At 33.4% G+C, this 16,919-nt stretch carries 12 protein-coding genes and 1 pseudogene; 10 read left to right on the top strand and 3 right to left on the bottom strand.

Annotated features, from left to right (window positions below; translation table 11 throughout):
- Positions 1-47: 47 nt before the first annotated feature.
- Positions 48-2,369, bottom strand: coding sequence for an ATP-binding protein (locus LI241_RS06480; protein ID WP_008689703.1), 2,322 nt, complete (start codon positions 2,367-2,369; stop codon positions 48-50).
- A gap of 200 nt (positions 2,370-2,569) precedes the next feature.
- Here LI241_RS06480 and LI241_RS06485 point away from each other — a divergent pair, with 200 nt between their 5' ends.
- The 7 genes and pseudogenes from LI241_RS06485 (at position 2,570) to LI241_RS06510 (ending at position 12,177) form a co-directional block, all read left to right on the top strand.
- Positions 2,570-2,734: a hypothetical protein gene (locus tag LI241_RS06485; RefSeq protein ID WP_008689701.1), complete on the top strand. Its 165-nt coding sequence runs from the start codon at positions 2,570-2,572 to the stop codon at positions 2,732-2,734.
- 138 nt (positions 2,735-2,872) lie between these two features.
- Positions 2,873-4,585, top strand: coding sequence for a recombinase family protein (locus tag LI241_RS06490; RefSeq protein WP_120173315.1), 1,713 nt, complete (start codon positions 2,873-2,875; stop codon positions 4,583-4,585).
- Between the two features lie 115 nt (positions 4,586-4,700).
- Complete coding sequence (locus LI241_RS15800) at positions 4,701-4,823, top strand: hypothetical protein (RefSeq protein ID WP_255616379.1); 123 nt, start codon at positions 4,701-4,703, stop codon at positions 4,821-4,823.
- A gap of 36 nt (positions 4,824-4,859) precedes the next feature.
- Positions 4,860-8,597: a hypothetical protein gene (locus tag LI241_RS06495; protein WP_008689638.1), complete on the top strand. Its 3,738-nt coding sequence runs from the start codon at positions 4,860-4,862 to the stop codon at positions 8,595-8,597.
- 213 nt (positions 8,598-8,810) lie between these two features.
- Positions 8,811-9,362 (top strand): annotated as a pseudogene (gene rhuM / locus LI241_RS06500) (RhuM family protein).
- A 1,654-nt stretch (positions 9,363-11,016) separates the two neighbouring features.
- On the top strand, positions 11,017-11,559 hold the full coding sequence (locus tag LI241_RS06505; protein ID WP_008689635.1) for an ATP-binding protein: 543 nt from the start codon (positions 11,017-11,019) through the stop codon (positions 11,557-11,559).
- Positions 11,560-12,177, top strand: coding sequence for a PIN domain-containing protein (locus LI241_RS06510; protein WP_008689633.1), 618 nt, complete (start codon positions 11,560-11,562; stop codon positions 12,175-12,177). It abuts the gene before it with no gap.
- A 345-nt stretch (positions 12,178-12,522) separates the two neighbouring features.
- Here the strand turns inward: LI241_RS06510 and LI241_RS06515 are convergent, their stop codons facing one another.
- Together LI241_RS06515 and LI241_RS06520 are read right to left on the bottom strand one after the other, a co-directional pair.
- On the bottom strand, positions 12,523-12,894 hold the full coding sequence (locus tag LI241_RS06515; protein WP_008689632.1) for an ASCH domain-containing protein: 372 nt from the start codon (positions 12,892-12,894) through the stop codon (positions 12,523-12,525).
- A gap of 15 nt (positions 12,895-12,909) precedes the next feature.
- Entirely contained in the window at positions 12,910-13,965 is a 1,056-nt protein-coding gene (locus tag LI241_RS06520) for a hypothetical protein (RefSeq protein WP_008689630.1), read from the bottom strand.
- Between the two features lie 506 nt (positions 13,966-14,471).
- Between LI241_RS06520 and LI241_RS06525 the strand changes: the two genes are divergently transcribed.
- The 3 genes from LI241_RS06525 (at position 14,472) to LI241_RS06535 (ending at position 16,904) form a co-directional block, all read left to right on the top strand.
- The gene (locus LI241_RS06525; RefSeq protein WP_008689628.1) at positions 14,472-14,783 is read left to right on the top strand and encodes a PTS fructose transporter subunit IIB; all 312 of its coding nucleotides are present in this window, start codon (positions 14,472-14,474) and stop codon (positions 14,781-14,783) included.
- A 20-nt stretch (positions 14,784-14,803) separates the two neighbouring features.
- Positions 14,804-15,892, top strand: a complete 1,089-nt coding sequence (locus LI241_RS06530; protein WP_008689627.1) for a PTS fructose transporter subunit IIC — start codon at positions 14,804-14,806, stop codon at positions 15,890-15,892.
- Positions 15,893-16,049: 157 nt separating this feature from the next.
- Complete coding sequence (locus LI241_RS06535; RefSeq protein ID WP_008689626.1) at positions 16,050-16,904, top strand: class II fructose-bisphosphate aldolase; 855 nt, start codon at positions 16,050-16,052, stop codon at positions 16,902-16,904.
- The last annotated feature ends 15 nt before the right edge of the window (positions 16,905-16,919 follow it).

Consider the following 16,919-nt stretch of genomic DNA (forward strand, 5'->3'; position numbering starts at 1 on the left):
ATATTGTTATAAGTTTTAATGTCTGAATAGTTTGATTTGTAGACTATTCAGACATTTTTAGTAGAGCTCAATAATTGTTGTCCAATTTGTATTCCAGCATTGATATACAATTCTTGTATTTGTTGGTATTTATTATCGATAGCTTCCGGTTCAGATTCCCATACTATTTCATAGATTGCCATAGCTTTTTTGAGATGGGAGGTAGCCTGTTCTATATCAGCCTGTACCAGATAGGCAGTTCCCATAGCTTCCTGAATAATGGCATAGTCCAGACACTGATCGGAATTGTATTCTTTTACCAGCCGGGCACATTTGCGTAAGGAGGATAATCCACGAGACGCTTCACCGGTATCTGTAAGGAGAGCTGCATAGTTGCAGATTTGAACAATACTGTCATTCATATAGAGAAGCTGGTATTGTTCTAATAAGCTGATTCCCTGCTCCATAGCCTGTTTTGCCAGTTCGGTATTTCCCTGCTGGTGATATAGTCCACCCAGATTTCCATATAGATTTGCGACGAGGTGGGCGTTTTCAGGTGTAACAGGAGAAAGCAAAGACATCGCTTCTTTTTCCAGCTTTACGGCTTTTCCAATATTTCTTTCAAGGGTAGCTTTATAGTCCAGTAATAATGCCCGGTCAGACACGGTTCCGATAGAAGTGTCTTCCAGCAAAGAAGATAGTTCACGCAGGATTCTTTGCATACCATTTTCTTCGTGGTATTTTTCCATATATGGGAAAACATCTTCTAAGAATAATAAATAACCAGAAATATCATCTTTAGTTGTTTTTGTAATAATGTTTTCAACGGTTTGGAAAACAAGTCTGTAGTAGGAAATATCATTGCCGTGTAAAAGGCAGATGTTTTGCAGACTTTCCAGTAAAGGGAAACAGGTTTTTACAGACGGCTGCATATCTGCAACAGCGATTTCCTGTATCATGGGATGCAGTACAATGGTTCTTCCGGTTTTTGGCTGAATAAATCCCATTTCAATTAAATCATTTACGGCATTCAAATCCGGTAAATTCAGCCATGCAGCAAATCTTCGTGCCGGAATACCGGTTAAAGGAATCAGGCACAGACATCTCATTACATCTTGTTGAGTTTCAGAAAGCTGATATAGAGAGAATAAAGTATGTATGTGTCCATAGTAGGTTTCTTTGCTGCTTTGCCCGTCTTTTATAATATTGATTTTATCAGTTGCATCAAGAGCGACATTTTCTTCCAACAATTTTTTTAAGAGCATTTCTGGTTCCAATATTCCGGTTTCCAGTAAGCGTGATGCCAGTTCTACAGCGAGCGTATGGGCATGGACAGCTTCTATGATCTGTTCTATGACATCAGATTTTTCTTCTGTGTCGGAGAAAAATTTTCCTGCAAGTTGCAGAAGCGTTGTTTTATCGGAAATTTCTTCCAACAGCATACAGGAATGTCCGTCCAGACGGCTTCTGGTAGTAAATAATATCTGACAGCGGTATTTGAGTATGACCGAAAGAAAACTGTCCTGTATGGAAGTGGCGTTGAAATTATCTACAATCATCAAAGTATCTTCTTTGAGAGAACGCAGAAAACGGTTGTGTTTTCGGAAGCGTTCTTCATCAGAATCCTGCGGAAGATCATCCGCAAAATCCATGTCTGTAATATCCTGTTTTAAATCACCGCTGTAGGTGAGATACAGGATATTGGTATATTCTTTCTTATACTGCAGGGCATAAGCCTTTGCCAGTTCACTTTTCCCGATTCCGGCAATTCCAGATAAAAATACTTTACGCTCTTTTTCCAACAGAGAATGCAGCACTTCGATTTCTTCAGAACGTCCACAAAAATGCCTGCATGGACGGGGAACGTCATTTCCCATTACAAAATCTGTTAAGACAGGAGAAAGATTTCCGGCGGCTAATAATTTCTTGGTTCGTGTGTCACGTTTCACAAAATTCCGTTCCATTCCGAAACACAGAACCCTTGTTATGAAAATATGTATGGTGTCTATATCAGCGGGAGAATAAGAACAGATTAGTTCCTGTTTTTTTGGCTCTGAAATAGATGTATCCTGTAATACTAACTCATATAATTCTTTTGCTGCCATAGCAGAATCATACATCAGAGGAATAATATGTCGCTGAATGTTTCCTGCCAATTCTAATTGATGTTCTTTATCTAAAAAGTAGGTTACGATCCGGGGACTTACTTTTGCCTGTCCTGTCATCCAACGGCAGACCTGTCCATTGTCAAAATCAAAGTCTATGGCTTCATCGCTGCACATAAACGTGTCAAATAACAGATAGGTAAAATCTATTTGATTCATTCCTTTATCTTCGCTGATATAACGGCGAATGATCGTCATAATCGAACCAAAATCACATCTTTCCAAATAGAATCCCCTCCTGTTCTGTAAAATACTCAATTTCCGCTCAATCTATGCTCAATGAGTTTCTTATGAAATTCCATTAAACTGACATCAGGCTGAACGGAGTTGGTCTAATAGAAATTATAGCACAAATTCCAGATCAGCTAAAGAGTACCGCCGAAAAATGCGTGGTGACAAGAAATATCGGTTTGGAAGGAGGAGCTATGGCACACACAGTTGAATTTGAACGATGTGTTGATTTTCTTGCCAGAATGATAGAAAAATATGGCAGTGAGCTCCTTCAGGAACTGAATGGATTACCGAAGGAGGACAAAGCAGAAGATAACTGCCAGCAAGAGCAGCAACAGAATACATTGGGAAATGATTAGGGAGAGCATAGATGTTGGCTCTCTTTTTTCTTGCGTGATATTTGTGCATTTTACCTATATTGACGAGTATGTGCAGCTACGGTAAAATATAGTTGGGACAAATAAAAAGTAAACTGTAATTTGGTATGGAGAATATAAATGAAAAAGCGAAGATGTTATATATACACAAGGGTATCTACGTCTATGCAGGTAGAAGGATACAGCTTGGAAGCACAAAAAGAAAGATTGAGAAAATATGCAGATTTTCAGGAAATGGTGATTGTCGGAGAGTATTCGGATGAGGGAAAGTCAGGAAAAAGTATTGAAGGACGGCAGGAATTTATGCAAATGCTTCGGGATATTGAAGAAGGTAAAGATCGTGTAGAGTTTGTCTTGGTATATAAGTTATCCCGTTTTGGAAGAAATGCTGCAGATGTACTTAATTCTTTGCAGAGAATGCAGGATTTTGGAGTAAATTTGATCTGTGTTGAAGATGGTATAGACAGTTCTAAAGACAGCGGTAAGCTGATGATTTCTGTTCTGTCTGCGGTAGCAGAAATTGAACGTGAAAATATTCTGGTACAGACAATGGAGGGGCGCAGACAAAAGGCGAGAGATGGCAAATGGAACGGCGGATTTGCTCCGTACGGATATAAGCTGTTAAATGGAGAACTGGAAATTGCAGAAGATGAGGCAGAAATCATTCGTATTATTTTTGATAAATATATTCATACCAATATGGGAGTAAATGGCATTGCAGCCTATCTGAATGAGCATGGCTACAAGAAGAAAAAGAGACAGAATAATACGTTGGATGCGTTTGCTACTTCTTTTATAAAGGGTGTCCTTGATAATCCTATTTATTGTGGTAAATTGGCATTTGGAAGAAGGAAAACTGAAAGAGTGCCAGGCAAGAGAAATGAATTCCGTATTGTAAAGCAGGATTCTTATATATTAAGTGATGGTATTCACGAAGCCATTATTTCCGAAGATGATTGGAACTTGGCAAAACAGAAACGAAATATAAATGGAGTAAAGCATGAGAAAATCCATAGTTTGGAGCATGAACATATTTTGTCCGGAATTCTTAAATGTCCAATTTGTGGAAAGGGAATGTATGGAAATGTAAACCGTAAGAAGAAAAAAGACGGAACATTTTATAAGGATTATTTTTATTATGCCTGCAAGCATAGGTATTATGTGAATGGTCATAAATGTGATTACCGGAAGCAGTGGAACGAAGAAAAAGTAAATGATGCGGTAGCAGAAGTTATTAAAAAGCTGGTGAATAATCCGAAATTTGAAGCCGCTATACGTGCAAAAATCAATTCTAAGATAGATACCGGAGAATTGGAAACAGAGCATGAGAACTTGAAAAAACAGCTGCGGCAAGTATTGGGAGCTAAAAATAGGTTAGGACAACAGATGGACAATCTGGATATTTCTGATAAAATGTATGACAGGAAGTATCAGGATATGCAGGATCGGTTAAATGGTTTGTATGATGAGATTGAACGACTGGAAAGTCTGATCGATGATATAGTATCCAGAAAAGAGTATATCCGTCAGCAGAAAATTTCTGAGGATGGAGTGTATCAATATCTTTTGTACTTTGACAAACTGTATGATAAATTCACCGATATGGAGAAAAAAGAATTTATGAACAGTTTTGTTGAAAGAGTTGATATTTACGAGGATGAACAGCCGAACGGAAGATTTTTGAAGCATATAAAATTTAAGTTTCCGGTATTTTTTGACGGTGAAGAAATTCAGGAACTTAGTTGGGACAACGAAACAACAGTTGAGACGGTAGTACTGCTTTCAAAACTTAAGACGAAAAAACATGTCGACATAGAATTGCAAGCCGATTAGTTGGATTTAACTTCTTAAGAGTGTAAAATAACTTACTATAATATAAAACAATATGTTTTTAATAAGTACGGATTTAAGGTTTTGAACTTATATATAGCACAGGTAAAAGAAAAGTGTGGAATTAAAGAAAGAAAAAATTATAATAAACCTTAAAAAAGAAGACTTAAAACAACCAATTTGTCCAATAGAAAAAGAAGAGGCAATCAAAGATGCGTTTAAATATTTTAAGATGATTTAGTGGGATAAAAGGGTTTTAAATAGTAGAGGTGTAATTATGGCTAATATTGAAAGTATTAAACAAAAAATACTACAACTGGATGCAGGTTCATTTCAAAATCTTTGTGATTCTTATTTATATAAAATAGGTTATCCGAGTATAGTATCTCTTGGTGGAGAAGCAGGTACACGAAAGACCACTTTAGGTACACCTGATACTTATTTTATTACATCGGATGGAAAGTATGTTTTTGTTGAATACACAACTCAAAGGACAAACTTATTTTCAAAAATTAGGGATGACCTTGACAAATGTCTTGATACAGCAAAGACAGGTGTTCCACATAATAAAATCTCTGAAATTATTTATTGCCATACTTCATCAAACCTTACACCCTTTCAAGATAGTGAAGTAAAAAAACTATGTGAAGATGTTGGAGTCAAGCTTACAATTATTGGAATTGATAAGCTTGCAGAAGATATATATCTTTTCCATCATAATCTTTCACGTGATTTTTTAGGAATATCATTAAGTACGGATCAAATTCAATCATATGATGAATTTGTTAATAGTTACAATTCAAATAGAATGGCTGCTCCCATTGATACTAAATTTTTATTCAGAGAAAATGAATTTCAAGATATTGACGATGCTTATCTGAAAGTGGATGTTGTTATACTAAGTGGTTCGGCAGGAACGGGAAAAACCCGTTTAGCTTTGCATTATGTAAAAAATCATCTAGATACTAAGAACGAAAAGATCTACTGTATTCACAGTAATGCATTACCAATATATGAGGATTTGAAACTTTTTTTAGACAGATCAGGAAACTATTTTCTTTTTATCGATGATGCAAATCAATTGTCAGGACTGCAGCATATTATCCGTTACGTTAGTATGAAACCAAAGGGATATAATGTAAAAATACTTATTACAGTGAGGGATTATGCACTCCAAAAAGTAATAAACGATGTTCGAGAAATCACTTCATATGAAATTGTGAATGTAAATGTATTTTCAGATAACGAGATAAAGGAATTGCTTGAAACTTCATTGGGCATTGTGAATCAAGACTATCAAGAACGAATTATAAGTATTGCAGAAGGAAATGCTCGTATTGCTATACTTGCTGGGAAGGTGGCATGCAATTCAAATCGTTTGGAGTCTATTGATGATGTGTCACAATTATATGAAGATTATTATGGTGCTGCTTTAGAAGATTATCAATTACTTGTTAACAAAGATATGTGTATAACTGCTGGTACAATTGCTTTTCTGGAAGCAATTCATTTAGAACGCATTGATGCACTTCTACCGATTTTACAGGAAAAAGGGTTAAGTCGAGATAGTTTTATTGAAAATATACGTATGCTTCACGAGCAAGAAATTGTCGATCTTTGTAATGATAAAGCTGTTCATTTTTCTGAGCAATGTTTGTCTAATTATTTATTAAAATATGTTTTCTTTGATAAGAAAATACTTAGTTTGTCGGAAATGATTAAAACTTGTTTTTCAAGCTACAGAGAGAGAATTATCTCTTCCGTTAATACGCTACTTAATATTTTTAGAAATGAAGCTCTTTTAAATTTTGTGGTGAAAGAAATAAAGTTATTATGGGATAAATTATCAACAGAAAAATCGCCAATCTTTTTTGAATTTGTAAAAGTCTTTTTTCGTATTAATCCTACGGAAACACTTTTGCTTTTACAAAATGAAATTGAGTCTGAAAAAAGAGTGATTTGTGAATGGGGCGATATAGATACTGAAAAAGGAAAAAACTATCAGTATGTAGAAAACGATATTATTAAAATTCTTGGTGGATTTGCAGATATGAGTGATTTGCCAACAGCCTGTGATTTGTTCTTTCAATATTATCTAAAGCGACCAGATTTGTTTATGGAATTTTATCATGCAGTTAATACATATTTTGGCATTAACAGAGATTCTGTGTACTATGATTTTTACACTCAAATAACTTTTTTTGAAAAAATGAAAGAACATTCAGATAACTGGAATGAAGAATTTATTGTTAGGTTCTTTTTGCAAATAGCGGAAGAATTTTTGAAATTACATTTTTCCCCGGCAGAGGAAGGGCGAAAAAATACAGTAACCATATATCAAATTCCATTAGTTATGTCTGAAGGTGTTGAAAAATATCGAAATTTAATTTGGGAATCTTTATCTTCTTTGTGTGGAATTGAAAGATATAGTGTAAAAGTTAGAAAAATTCTTAGTTCTTATGGTGACATTATCGAGGATGTAAGCATTCCCGTTTTGCAATTTGATTTAAAATATATCAAATTAATTTTGAAGTCAAATTTTTTGCCAGATAAATTAGAAAATTGTCTTTTGGCGGAAAAAATAGTGCAAGTTATTAGTAGCGTAGATTGTTCTTGTGAATCCTTGTTTTCTGAATATTTTGAAGGAGAGAGTTTTCAATTATATTGTCTTCTTAAAGGACCAGATTACAAAATAGAAGTCGATTACGAAGAACGTGAAAAACTAAAGCAGAAATCAATTAATCAATACACTTCGAATTGTGATTTAGAAATGTTTAAGAAGCTAATCGATGTTTGTGGTGATATTTCTGAATTTGATGCTCATTCATCTTGGAAGGTTGGTGAAGGATTAGGTATTGCTTTTAATGCTATTTCTGATAAAAAAGATTGCTATGTTGATGCAATTAAATATTATATAAAAAATGATACACCAAACAATTTACATCCATATCATTTAGTAGATACTCTATTTTCCTTATTGTCCGATTTGGAAGTGTATGAAATTATTATTGGTGAAGAGTATAGTCAGAAAAATGTTTGGGTATATGCATATTATCATGAATTACCGCCAGAATTAATTACAGAAAAACATCTACATGGGCTTTATGCCTTTTTGAAAGATACTTCTGACGGAGATATTACTTCATCATCAATGCGTGATGTGGATTTTCTCGAGAAGTATAATGTAATAGATGAACTAGCATTAATAGAAGGTTGCAAAATTATTTTGACAAAAAAAGAATATTCCCTCTTTATAGTGGATATTTATTTTGGTTTGTTATTTAATTGTTATCATAATACACCAAAGGAAGTGATTCAAAAATTTAATTGTAATTTAGAATTGCTTGAGGAAATATATTGTACATTGTTGTTATATGATAACCATCATGATTATGATGGACAATTTTTGAAGGAAATATATTCGGTTAGATCTTCTATACTAGACAAGTATATAGACTATTTAATAAATAGGGACTCTTTTACAGACAATCAAGAAAGGCATTGTTGTTTTTTTGATTTGGACGATTTTGTAGAAATATATAATAAAATTTTTGAGCAATTGATAAGAAAATGCCAATATTCTACGTTGTTAGTACCGTATTTTTTGGAATCTTTATTATTGCCAAAACAAAATGAGAAAAAGTTGTTAGAAAGGCAAGATATGTGGATTCGGCAATGTATTCAACGATTCTGTGATGATGAAACAAAAATGTATTGCCTATTTTCAGTTGTGTCAAAATTAGAGTTCGAAAGAAAAAAAGAGTATATAGTGCTCTTTCTTGAGAATAATCCGTTGTTTGAAGACTTTGAAAGGGTACCATTAATACCGACTTCATGGAGCTGGTCAGGCAGTGCAGTACCTATGTATTCAGCTTGGATTGAATTTCTCGAATCATTGTTACCGAACTGTATAGGTTTAAAGTGGATAAAACATAAAAACTATATTGAAACAAAAATTGGTTATTTAAAAGAGCGAATTGAATCGGAGCAAATAGATGAAATCTTAAGAGGATAATTCATAAATATAAAAGTAGAAAGGAAATCAAATGGCAGAGAAAAGTAAAGATGATTTAAACATTAAGACAGTGAAATCATCATATATCAAACAGAAGATGGACAGACTACAATAGATGTAAAATCTAAAGATGAGACAGTTTGGCTTACACAGGCACAATTATGTGAACTCTATCAAACCAGTAAATCTAATATCAGCGAACATATTAAGCATATTTTTGAAGAGGAAGAGTTAGATGAAAAATCAGTTGTTCCAAAATTCCGAACAACTGCAGCTGACAGAAAGAGTTATAATACAATACACTATAATCTTGATATGATTATATCTCTTGGATACAGAATAAAATCTAATATTGCCACAAATTTTCGTCGTTGAGCTACCGAACGCCTTAAAGAGTATATGATAAAAGGTTTTACAATGAACGATGAACGACTGAAAAATCTGGGTGACGGTAATTACTGGAAGGAGTTATTAGACCGCATTCGGGATATTCGTTCCTCTGGAAAGGTTATGTATTATCGTCAGGTGCTTGATTTGCATGCAACAAGTGTTGACTATAATCCTAAGAGTAGTGAATCTATTGCATTTTTTAAGATGGTAGAAAACAAATTGCACTATGCAGCACATGGTCATACAGCAGCGGAAGTTATATATGAGCGTGCAGATGTAAGTAAGCCTTTTATGGGATTAAAAAGTATATCTGGTGATTTTCCTGCACTAAAAGATATAAGTATTGCAAAGAATTATCTTAATGATAAAGAATAGAAAATTCTTAATAATATCGTATCGGGTTACTTTGATTTTGCAGAAATTCAGCTATGCGTTAGTACTGCTTTCCCACAAAAAGTCAGATATTCATGTTAAAGTAAAAATTGAGTTACGAGGGTAAGGACAAAGCTCTTAAAAGCGATCGCTGAAAAAGAGAACATATAAGTCAAAAGAGTGAGTTGAAATAATAAAAAGTATAGATTTAAGGTGCATATCGCATATAATGTAGAGATTAAGAGAGATTTAGATTTGCCTGTGTACGATGCTCTCAATGCGGTGAATAAATTGAAACAGCCAAGGAAACACCTGACAACAGAGAAAGTGGAAGCGATAAAGATTGATAAGATATTGTGAGGTTAAACTATTGAAAACATTACCGAGGTGAAAGATATTGTCCAATTTATTTTACGGTCAGATGAAATAGAATGTGATGGGAGTATTGGTTCAAATATAAATATTCCTGAATATGATATTATCTGGAAATTTTTGAATTTGCGGAAAATGTAATTACGCTGAAACAAAAGAAGGAGTAGTAAATGCTGTTTCGAATCTAAGGAGAGCATTAGATTGTGAAATGGATATGTTTTTGAAAGCCTGAAAATAAAAAGAATTTTTGATAAGAAAAATTTGAAGTTTGAAAAGAAAACTCAATTTTAACTTATATAGGATTGTTTCCATTTTAGACAATTAATAAATTAAACTTTATGAGAAATAAGTTGGAACATGTATATATAAGACTCCGGGAATACATGGTTTATATACATATCATGAATTGACATGGAGTGTAATAAAAATATTGGATTTGTATCTTGAATTATTCTATATAAATGGAGAGATTGATTTAGAATTTTTTATTGAAAATAATAAGTATTATTTTATAATGAAACATGAAATAAAAGAGTGTGCATTTGTATTTGAAGTAATAGATTGGATTAGAGGAAAAGAGAAGGAACAAAAAACACTAAATATAAGTTTAAAAAATCAAGGTGATTTAGATAATTTTATAGCTTTTAATATATATTTGCTATCTATTTAATATTATAATTATGGAGATTTTAATTTATACAATAAGATAGTAAAGAAGCTAGATAGAAATAGAAAGAGTATAAATGTTTGCAATGTAAAGAATTATATAGTCAAAGGGGAGATGTTAAATGAATGAGAAATTTAGTAATATGTTGAATATGGCAAGGGATTAAGTCTATAGAATTACGGCAATGAAAAAGTAGCATATGGGACAGTTTTATTTGACTTTTCCAAAAAGTAACGCATTCAGAGTTAAGTTGGACATATTACAGGCAATGGGGTACTAGGCAGTTAAAAAAGATAGATAAATTTTTTTATGAAAGATTTTTATCCAGTAAAATAAAGAACCAGTTGCAGCAGAAATCTAGATGTTGGAGCCTGCTAAGAAATCAGAAGACTTTATTCAAGTCCTTTATTAGAAGAAAATTATTTGAAAGAAGAAAAAACTAATCTTGAAATTAAGAAAACGGATTAGATAGAGAATATTTTTTAAAGTTTATTATAGATCAAAGTTAAAAATAATAAGCTAAATTTTATATTCAAAGAAAAAAAGAAAAGATAAAAATAGGCCGGTAATATATGATATAATATATAAATAAAAAGAGATATGAAAGGAGGAAACTTTATGTTAAAAAAGTTATGTTTTATTGCAGGAATTTATGGTGTAGGGAAAACAACACTTTGTGAAAAAATAAAAAATAAAGTAGGAATTGAATTCTTTTCTGCGAGTGATATTATATCTCAAGTAAATGGTGAAAAGTATGGGAAAAATAAACTAGTGAAAAATGAAAAAAGAAATCAAGAGATACTAATTTCTAAGATAAAAAAATTAAAAGATGTAGAAAAAATATTGTTGAATGGACATTTTTGCATTTTCGATAACAATAATTATGTAATACAGTTACCAATAGACACCTATAGTGCTTTGGATATAGACTTGATTATTCTTTTAGAAAGAGATACGAAAGAAATTGTTCGAGAATTAATTCAAAGAGATAATAAAAAATATTTATTTCAAGATATTGAACAATTAAAGATAAAAGAAAAAGAAACTGCAATAATGGTCTCAAAACAACTGAATATTCCTCTGCACATTCACAATATGACTTTTGATGAAAGTGATGAAAATACAATAATCTCTTTTTTAGAGAAAGAGGGGGTAATATAAATGAAAGCATTATTAGATACAAATATAATTATTCATCGTGAGAATAATAGAGTTAGCAATAAGGGAATTGGAGAGCTATACTATTGGTTAGATAAATTAAATATTGAAAAAGTTATACATCCTTATACAATATCAGAAATAGAGAAATTTGCAGTTAAAGAAGTTAAGGATGTTTTCTCTATTAAACTAAAAAGTTATGTTGTTTTAAAATCTCTATTAGAAATTGAAGAAACATTTATAAACAAAATTAAGCATTTAAATACAAAAGAAAACGACTATATTGATGATTGCCTTCTTTTTGAAGTTTATAAAGAGCGAGTAGATATAATGATTACTGAAGACCGAAAAATTATGCAAAAAGCAAAATGTTTAGGTTTGGAGAGTAGAGTATATAGCATAGATCGATTTTTATCAAAATGTTTGGATGAGAATCCTCAGCTAAAAAATTATAATATGCTCTCAGTAAAGAAAACGACATTTTCTAAGGTAAATTTAAATGACCCTTTCTTTGATTCTTTGAAAAATGATTATCTTGGTTTTCAAAAATGGTTTATTAAAAAATATGATGAGGAAGCATATGTTTGCTCAACTAATGATTCTATTTATGGTTTTTTATAAATAAAATACGTTCTAAAGGCAACAATAAGAGAAAAATCAAGCACTTGATTTTACAGGATATTACCCATATTGTCTTTATTATCAGCTAGCAGAAATGGATATGCATAACTGTAAGATTTATTTAATGAATCTTATCCTTTCTTAAGCTAGATACTAATACTTTGGTTTACAAGAAATCATTTCGTGCTAAGAAATATGCCTAAACCTTTAGAAGTAACACGCAATTTAGAATACCAAAAATTATAGCCAACCTTTTACTAAATCTATGATAATTTAGATATCTTTAATAATTAACTTTTTATAAATTATAAAAAGTTCTATATACTATGCAAAAAATATGGTAGTTTAGTATATATAAATAAATGACTGTGGTGCATTTATACAACCAAACTCACTTAATTTTTTTGGATTTTCAAAACGAGTTATTTCCCCCAGTTCATACGCATATGCAAGTTCTCTTTTCGTAAAATATTTATCAAAAAATTTCTTATCTATTCCTGAATACTTTTCCGTTATATCCCATAATTCATCTGGTGATCCCTTTAATACTTTTTTAACAGTTACTTCTGCTAAAACCCTTTTTACTGGAGCAGTACTATATATCAAGATGGAGTCTACTTTTCTTTTTGCGATTCTAGTTCTAAATTCATATTTTTTCTCACCACTTAATATCTTTTCAACATATCTTGGATTTATCGACAATAATATTTTACACATTGTTAATAACCTCCTCTATTTTAGTTTTGTTTTCGCTATTTTTAAAATTTTATAAAATTCATTATCATCAATCCTCGTAAAAGATCTAACACCTGAACCTCTAGAAACAATTCCCAACTCATATAAGTCATTAAGAATTGGTCTTTTGGTTAAACTCTTTATATATATAAACTTTATTACTTTTACAAAACTTCCTTTAGTTTTCCAAATAGAATCTAATTGCTGATAAGAAAAAACACTTCTATTTTCACAATAATTTAAAAATTCTTCGAAACTTGTAAAATTAACTTTTATTTCTTTTATAACACCCAATGTAGTAATGGTTGATGTATATTTTTTATTTGTCCCATTATCTCCAGTTCTATAAAACAGAACCAAATCCCCAGGTCTTGCACCATTTAACGGCATCCATTGTATATATATCTTTTCTAACGAGTATCTATGTGCTTTGTTATCAAGATAATTTTCTTCATTTTCTGTCTTCAAAATTGAATCTGGAAATAAATCAGTGTGATATTCTGGATAAATCGGATGAATAAATTTACTAGTGGATAGATTAAGAAGTGGAAAATTTTCTTTTATACTTTTTTGCATATCATAAGACTTCATTTCTTTAACCATAACTAACTCCTCGCAATCTCCCGTTCTCTTAGTTCCATGGATAAAGAAGCCCCAACTAAATAAAAGATTTCTTAGTAAATCTAATTCTTTTCTATTTTTAAATAAAGTTACATAAATTTCATCCACATTATACTGCAATGCATTATCAAATATAATTTTAATAAACCTTTCACCTAAGCGAAAGCCCGTTGATTCTACTTTGAAAGTTCCTATTTTTAACCTTTTCTTTGGCTTAAAAACAGGAACAATATCTGAATATACTTCTTTTCTCCCCTCAATCTTTGTATGAAAAATCAGGGTAGTATATAGGGACAAGTGGTCATAAAATAAAATATATTTAGTGTAGGCAACAACTTCAACCTTATCGATACTGATAGAGCTATTATCAAGTAATTTGACAATTTGAATATATAAGAATAATCTATGTGCCCCTCCTTTTGTAGAAAGCATAACCATGAAATATTATAAAAGTAATAAACACATACCCTGTTTGTAATACGAAATAGACCCTTAAAGTTTTTGGATACCCAAGAAATACTAACTATTTGCTTTTCAAGTACTGTTAAATCAAATGAAAAAGGATATTATTTCTTATTAAAGTCTCTTCTAGTCTTATGAAGCATGATAAATCATTTATATCATTATTAATTGTAAATGTGTTATCATACGTTAAAGATTCCTTTTCAGATGCAGCCACACCCTGCATCTTTTCTTTTCGCATTTTCCTCCATCCATCCCTACCACCTTCATCACACAATCAATTCTATCTTTACTCCAAAAAACTTCCACATTATTCTTCCTGCCCCTTTTCCCATAACCTCAAAAAATACCGCATTATTATTTCCGCCCCTTTTTAAAATAAGGGAAAAATTACCGCATTAAAAAGCCCCATAGAAATAATCCCATCTCCTTTCTTACGATTATAATATAGACAGTTAAGAAAGGAGGACGTACAAATGAAAATAGTTGCTGTTGCTGCTTGTACATCCGGTATTGCTCATACGTATATTGCGAAAGAAAAACTGATTCGTGCTGCTGAAAGTCTGGGACACACGATTCACGTAGAAACTCAAGGGACTATTGGAACCGAAGATGAATTAACACCGGAAGAAATCAAAGCTGCCGATGTTGTCATCCTGGCAATTGACATTGCCATCACGGGAACAGAACGATTTGAGGGGAAACGAACTGTTAAGGTTCCAACCAATGTTTGCGTAAAAGCGCCAAAACAGTTACTTCAGAAAATCGAAGCTGAATTAAACAAATAAGGAAAGAGAGGAAAATTGAAATGAAAAAATTGGGAGCAGAATTGAAAAGACATGCCCTCACTGCCATCTCCTACATGCTGCCGCTGGTTGTAGCAAGTGGTCTATTGATTGCCATTGGTAATTTAATGGGTGGCGAAGTTGTTACAGATTTAAGTAAAATGACAATTCCAAGTGCTTTAACTTCACTTGGTGTTCTGGGAATGGGCCTATTGCCATCCTTTATCGCCGGTTACATCTCATACTCGATTGCTGATCGTCCAGGTATCGCCCCAGGTTTCTTAATGGGACAGATCGCATCCTTCTTAGGAGCTGGCTTCTTAGGAGGTATGGTCGGTGGTTACATCGTTGGTTACATCGCACTGTTCATCCGCAAGAACTTGAAAGTTCCTCACTGGGCAGAAGCTTTAATGCCTATGATGATCATTCCAACCTTATCTGCTATTCTTGGTGGATTGCTGATGTACTTCGTTATCGGTACACCAATCGTTTGGGCTACAGAAGCCTTAACAAACTTCATCACTGGTCTTGATAAGAGCGCAAAAGTTCTGTATGGCTTCATCATCGGTGCACTTGGCTGTATCGACTTTGGTGGACCTATCAGTAAAGTACCTAACCTAATCTGTGATGGTCTGTTACTGGAAGGAATCCAGGAACCAGAAGCAATTAAAGTATTAGCTGCTATGGTACCTCCACTAGGTATTACCTTATCCTTCGTATTCTCTAAATTCATGAAGAAAAACATCTATACTTCAACCGAAGTAGAAAACATCAAAGTTGCCTTCCCTATGGGTCTGTGCATGATTAGTGAAGGTGTTATTCCAATTGCTATGAACGACTTGATTCGTACGGTCATCTGTACAGCAACCGGCTGTGGTGTTTGTGGTGCTATTAGCTTTAGCTTAGGTGTTGCAAGTGCTGTACCATCTGGTGGTGTCTTCGTAATTCCGGCAATGTCAAATCCAATCGGTGCATTGTTTGCGCTATTGGCAGGTACTTGTGTAACAGCGATTCTGCTGGTATTGATCAAGAAACCAAGAACTGCTGCTGATGAAGTACAGGAAGAAGAAGTAGAAGAGGAAATGGATTTATCTGATATCAAGATTTCCTAAGATGACATGTTGAAAAAAACACGATTGGTGCTATCTAAGAAAAGGTGGCTAAACCTTGAAGGTGAAAGGGACGATATAAGGGGTTGTTCCTGCCCTCTCAAACAAACGACCTACGCTTAACCAGTGCCAATCGTGACATTCAACAGAAAGGGGTTCTATGTACGTATCTATGAAAGGCATGTTGCAACGTGCCAATGAAGGCAACTATGCCGTTATGGCCATCAATTGCTTTAATATTGAAACGGCGCGTGCCGTTATCAACGCAGCACAAGAGCTGCGTGCTCCAATCATTGTGAACATTGTGCAGGAGCATATGGTCAATCATTGTGACAGTGCATTGATTGCGCCAATCGTTAAGCTGTTAGCAAACCGTGCCAGTGTTGAAGTTGCCTTAAACTTCGATCATGGTGAAGATGTCGGGCTGTTAAAAAAAGCCCTGCAAGATGGTTACAGCAGTGTTATGGTCGATGCTTCACGTTATGATCTAGAAGGAAATATCCGCATGACGCGTGAAATCGTTGACTTCGCCAAACAGTTTGACGCCAGTGTAGAAGGGGAAATCGGCTGCATGGGCGCAAGTGCAGGGGATAACTTTACGAATGAGGATATGAAAACCAATCCGCAACAGGCATTGCGTTTTGCCCAAGAAACCGGAGTGGATGCCTTAGCCATCTCCTTTGGTTCATCACACGGCAATTATCCAAAAGGCTATGTGCCGGAATTTGACTTTGAACGTCTAAAAGAAATCAAAGCATTAACAAACATGCCATTGGTGCTGCATGGCGGCAGTGGCTCAGGGGATCAGAATATAGAAAATTGTGTTCAATATGGTATTAATAAAATCAACGTTGGCTGTGACTTCATGAATGCCAATGTCGCAAGTATCAAACAACAGTTAGCAAAAGACCCTGACATCAATTACTGGGTAATGATGCATCAGGTAGAAAAAGACAGTCAGGAAATCATTAAGCATTACATCAAACTATCAAAATCACAAGGGAAATCCCTGTAAGGGAAAAAGGAGCGA

Origin of the sequence: Longicatena sp. 210702-DFI.1.196, assembly GCF_020563125.1 — a bacterium.
Lineage (GTDB): Bacteria > Bacillota_I > Bacilli_A > Erysipelotrichales > Erysipelotrichaceae > Longicatena > Longicatena caecimuris.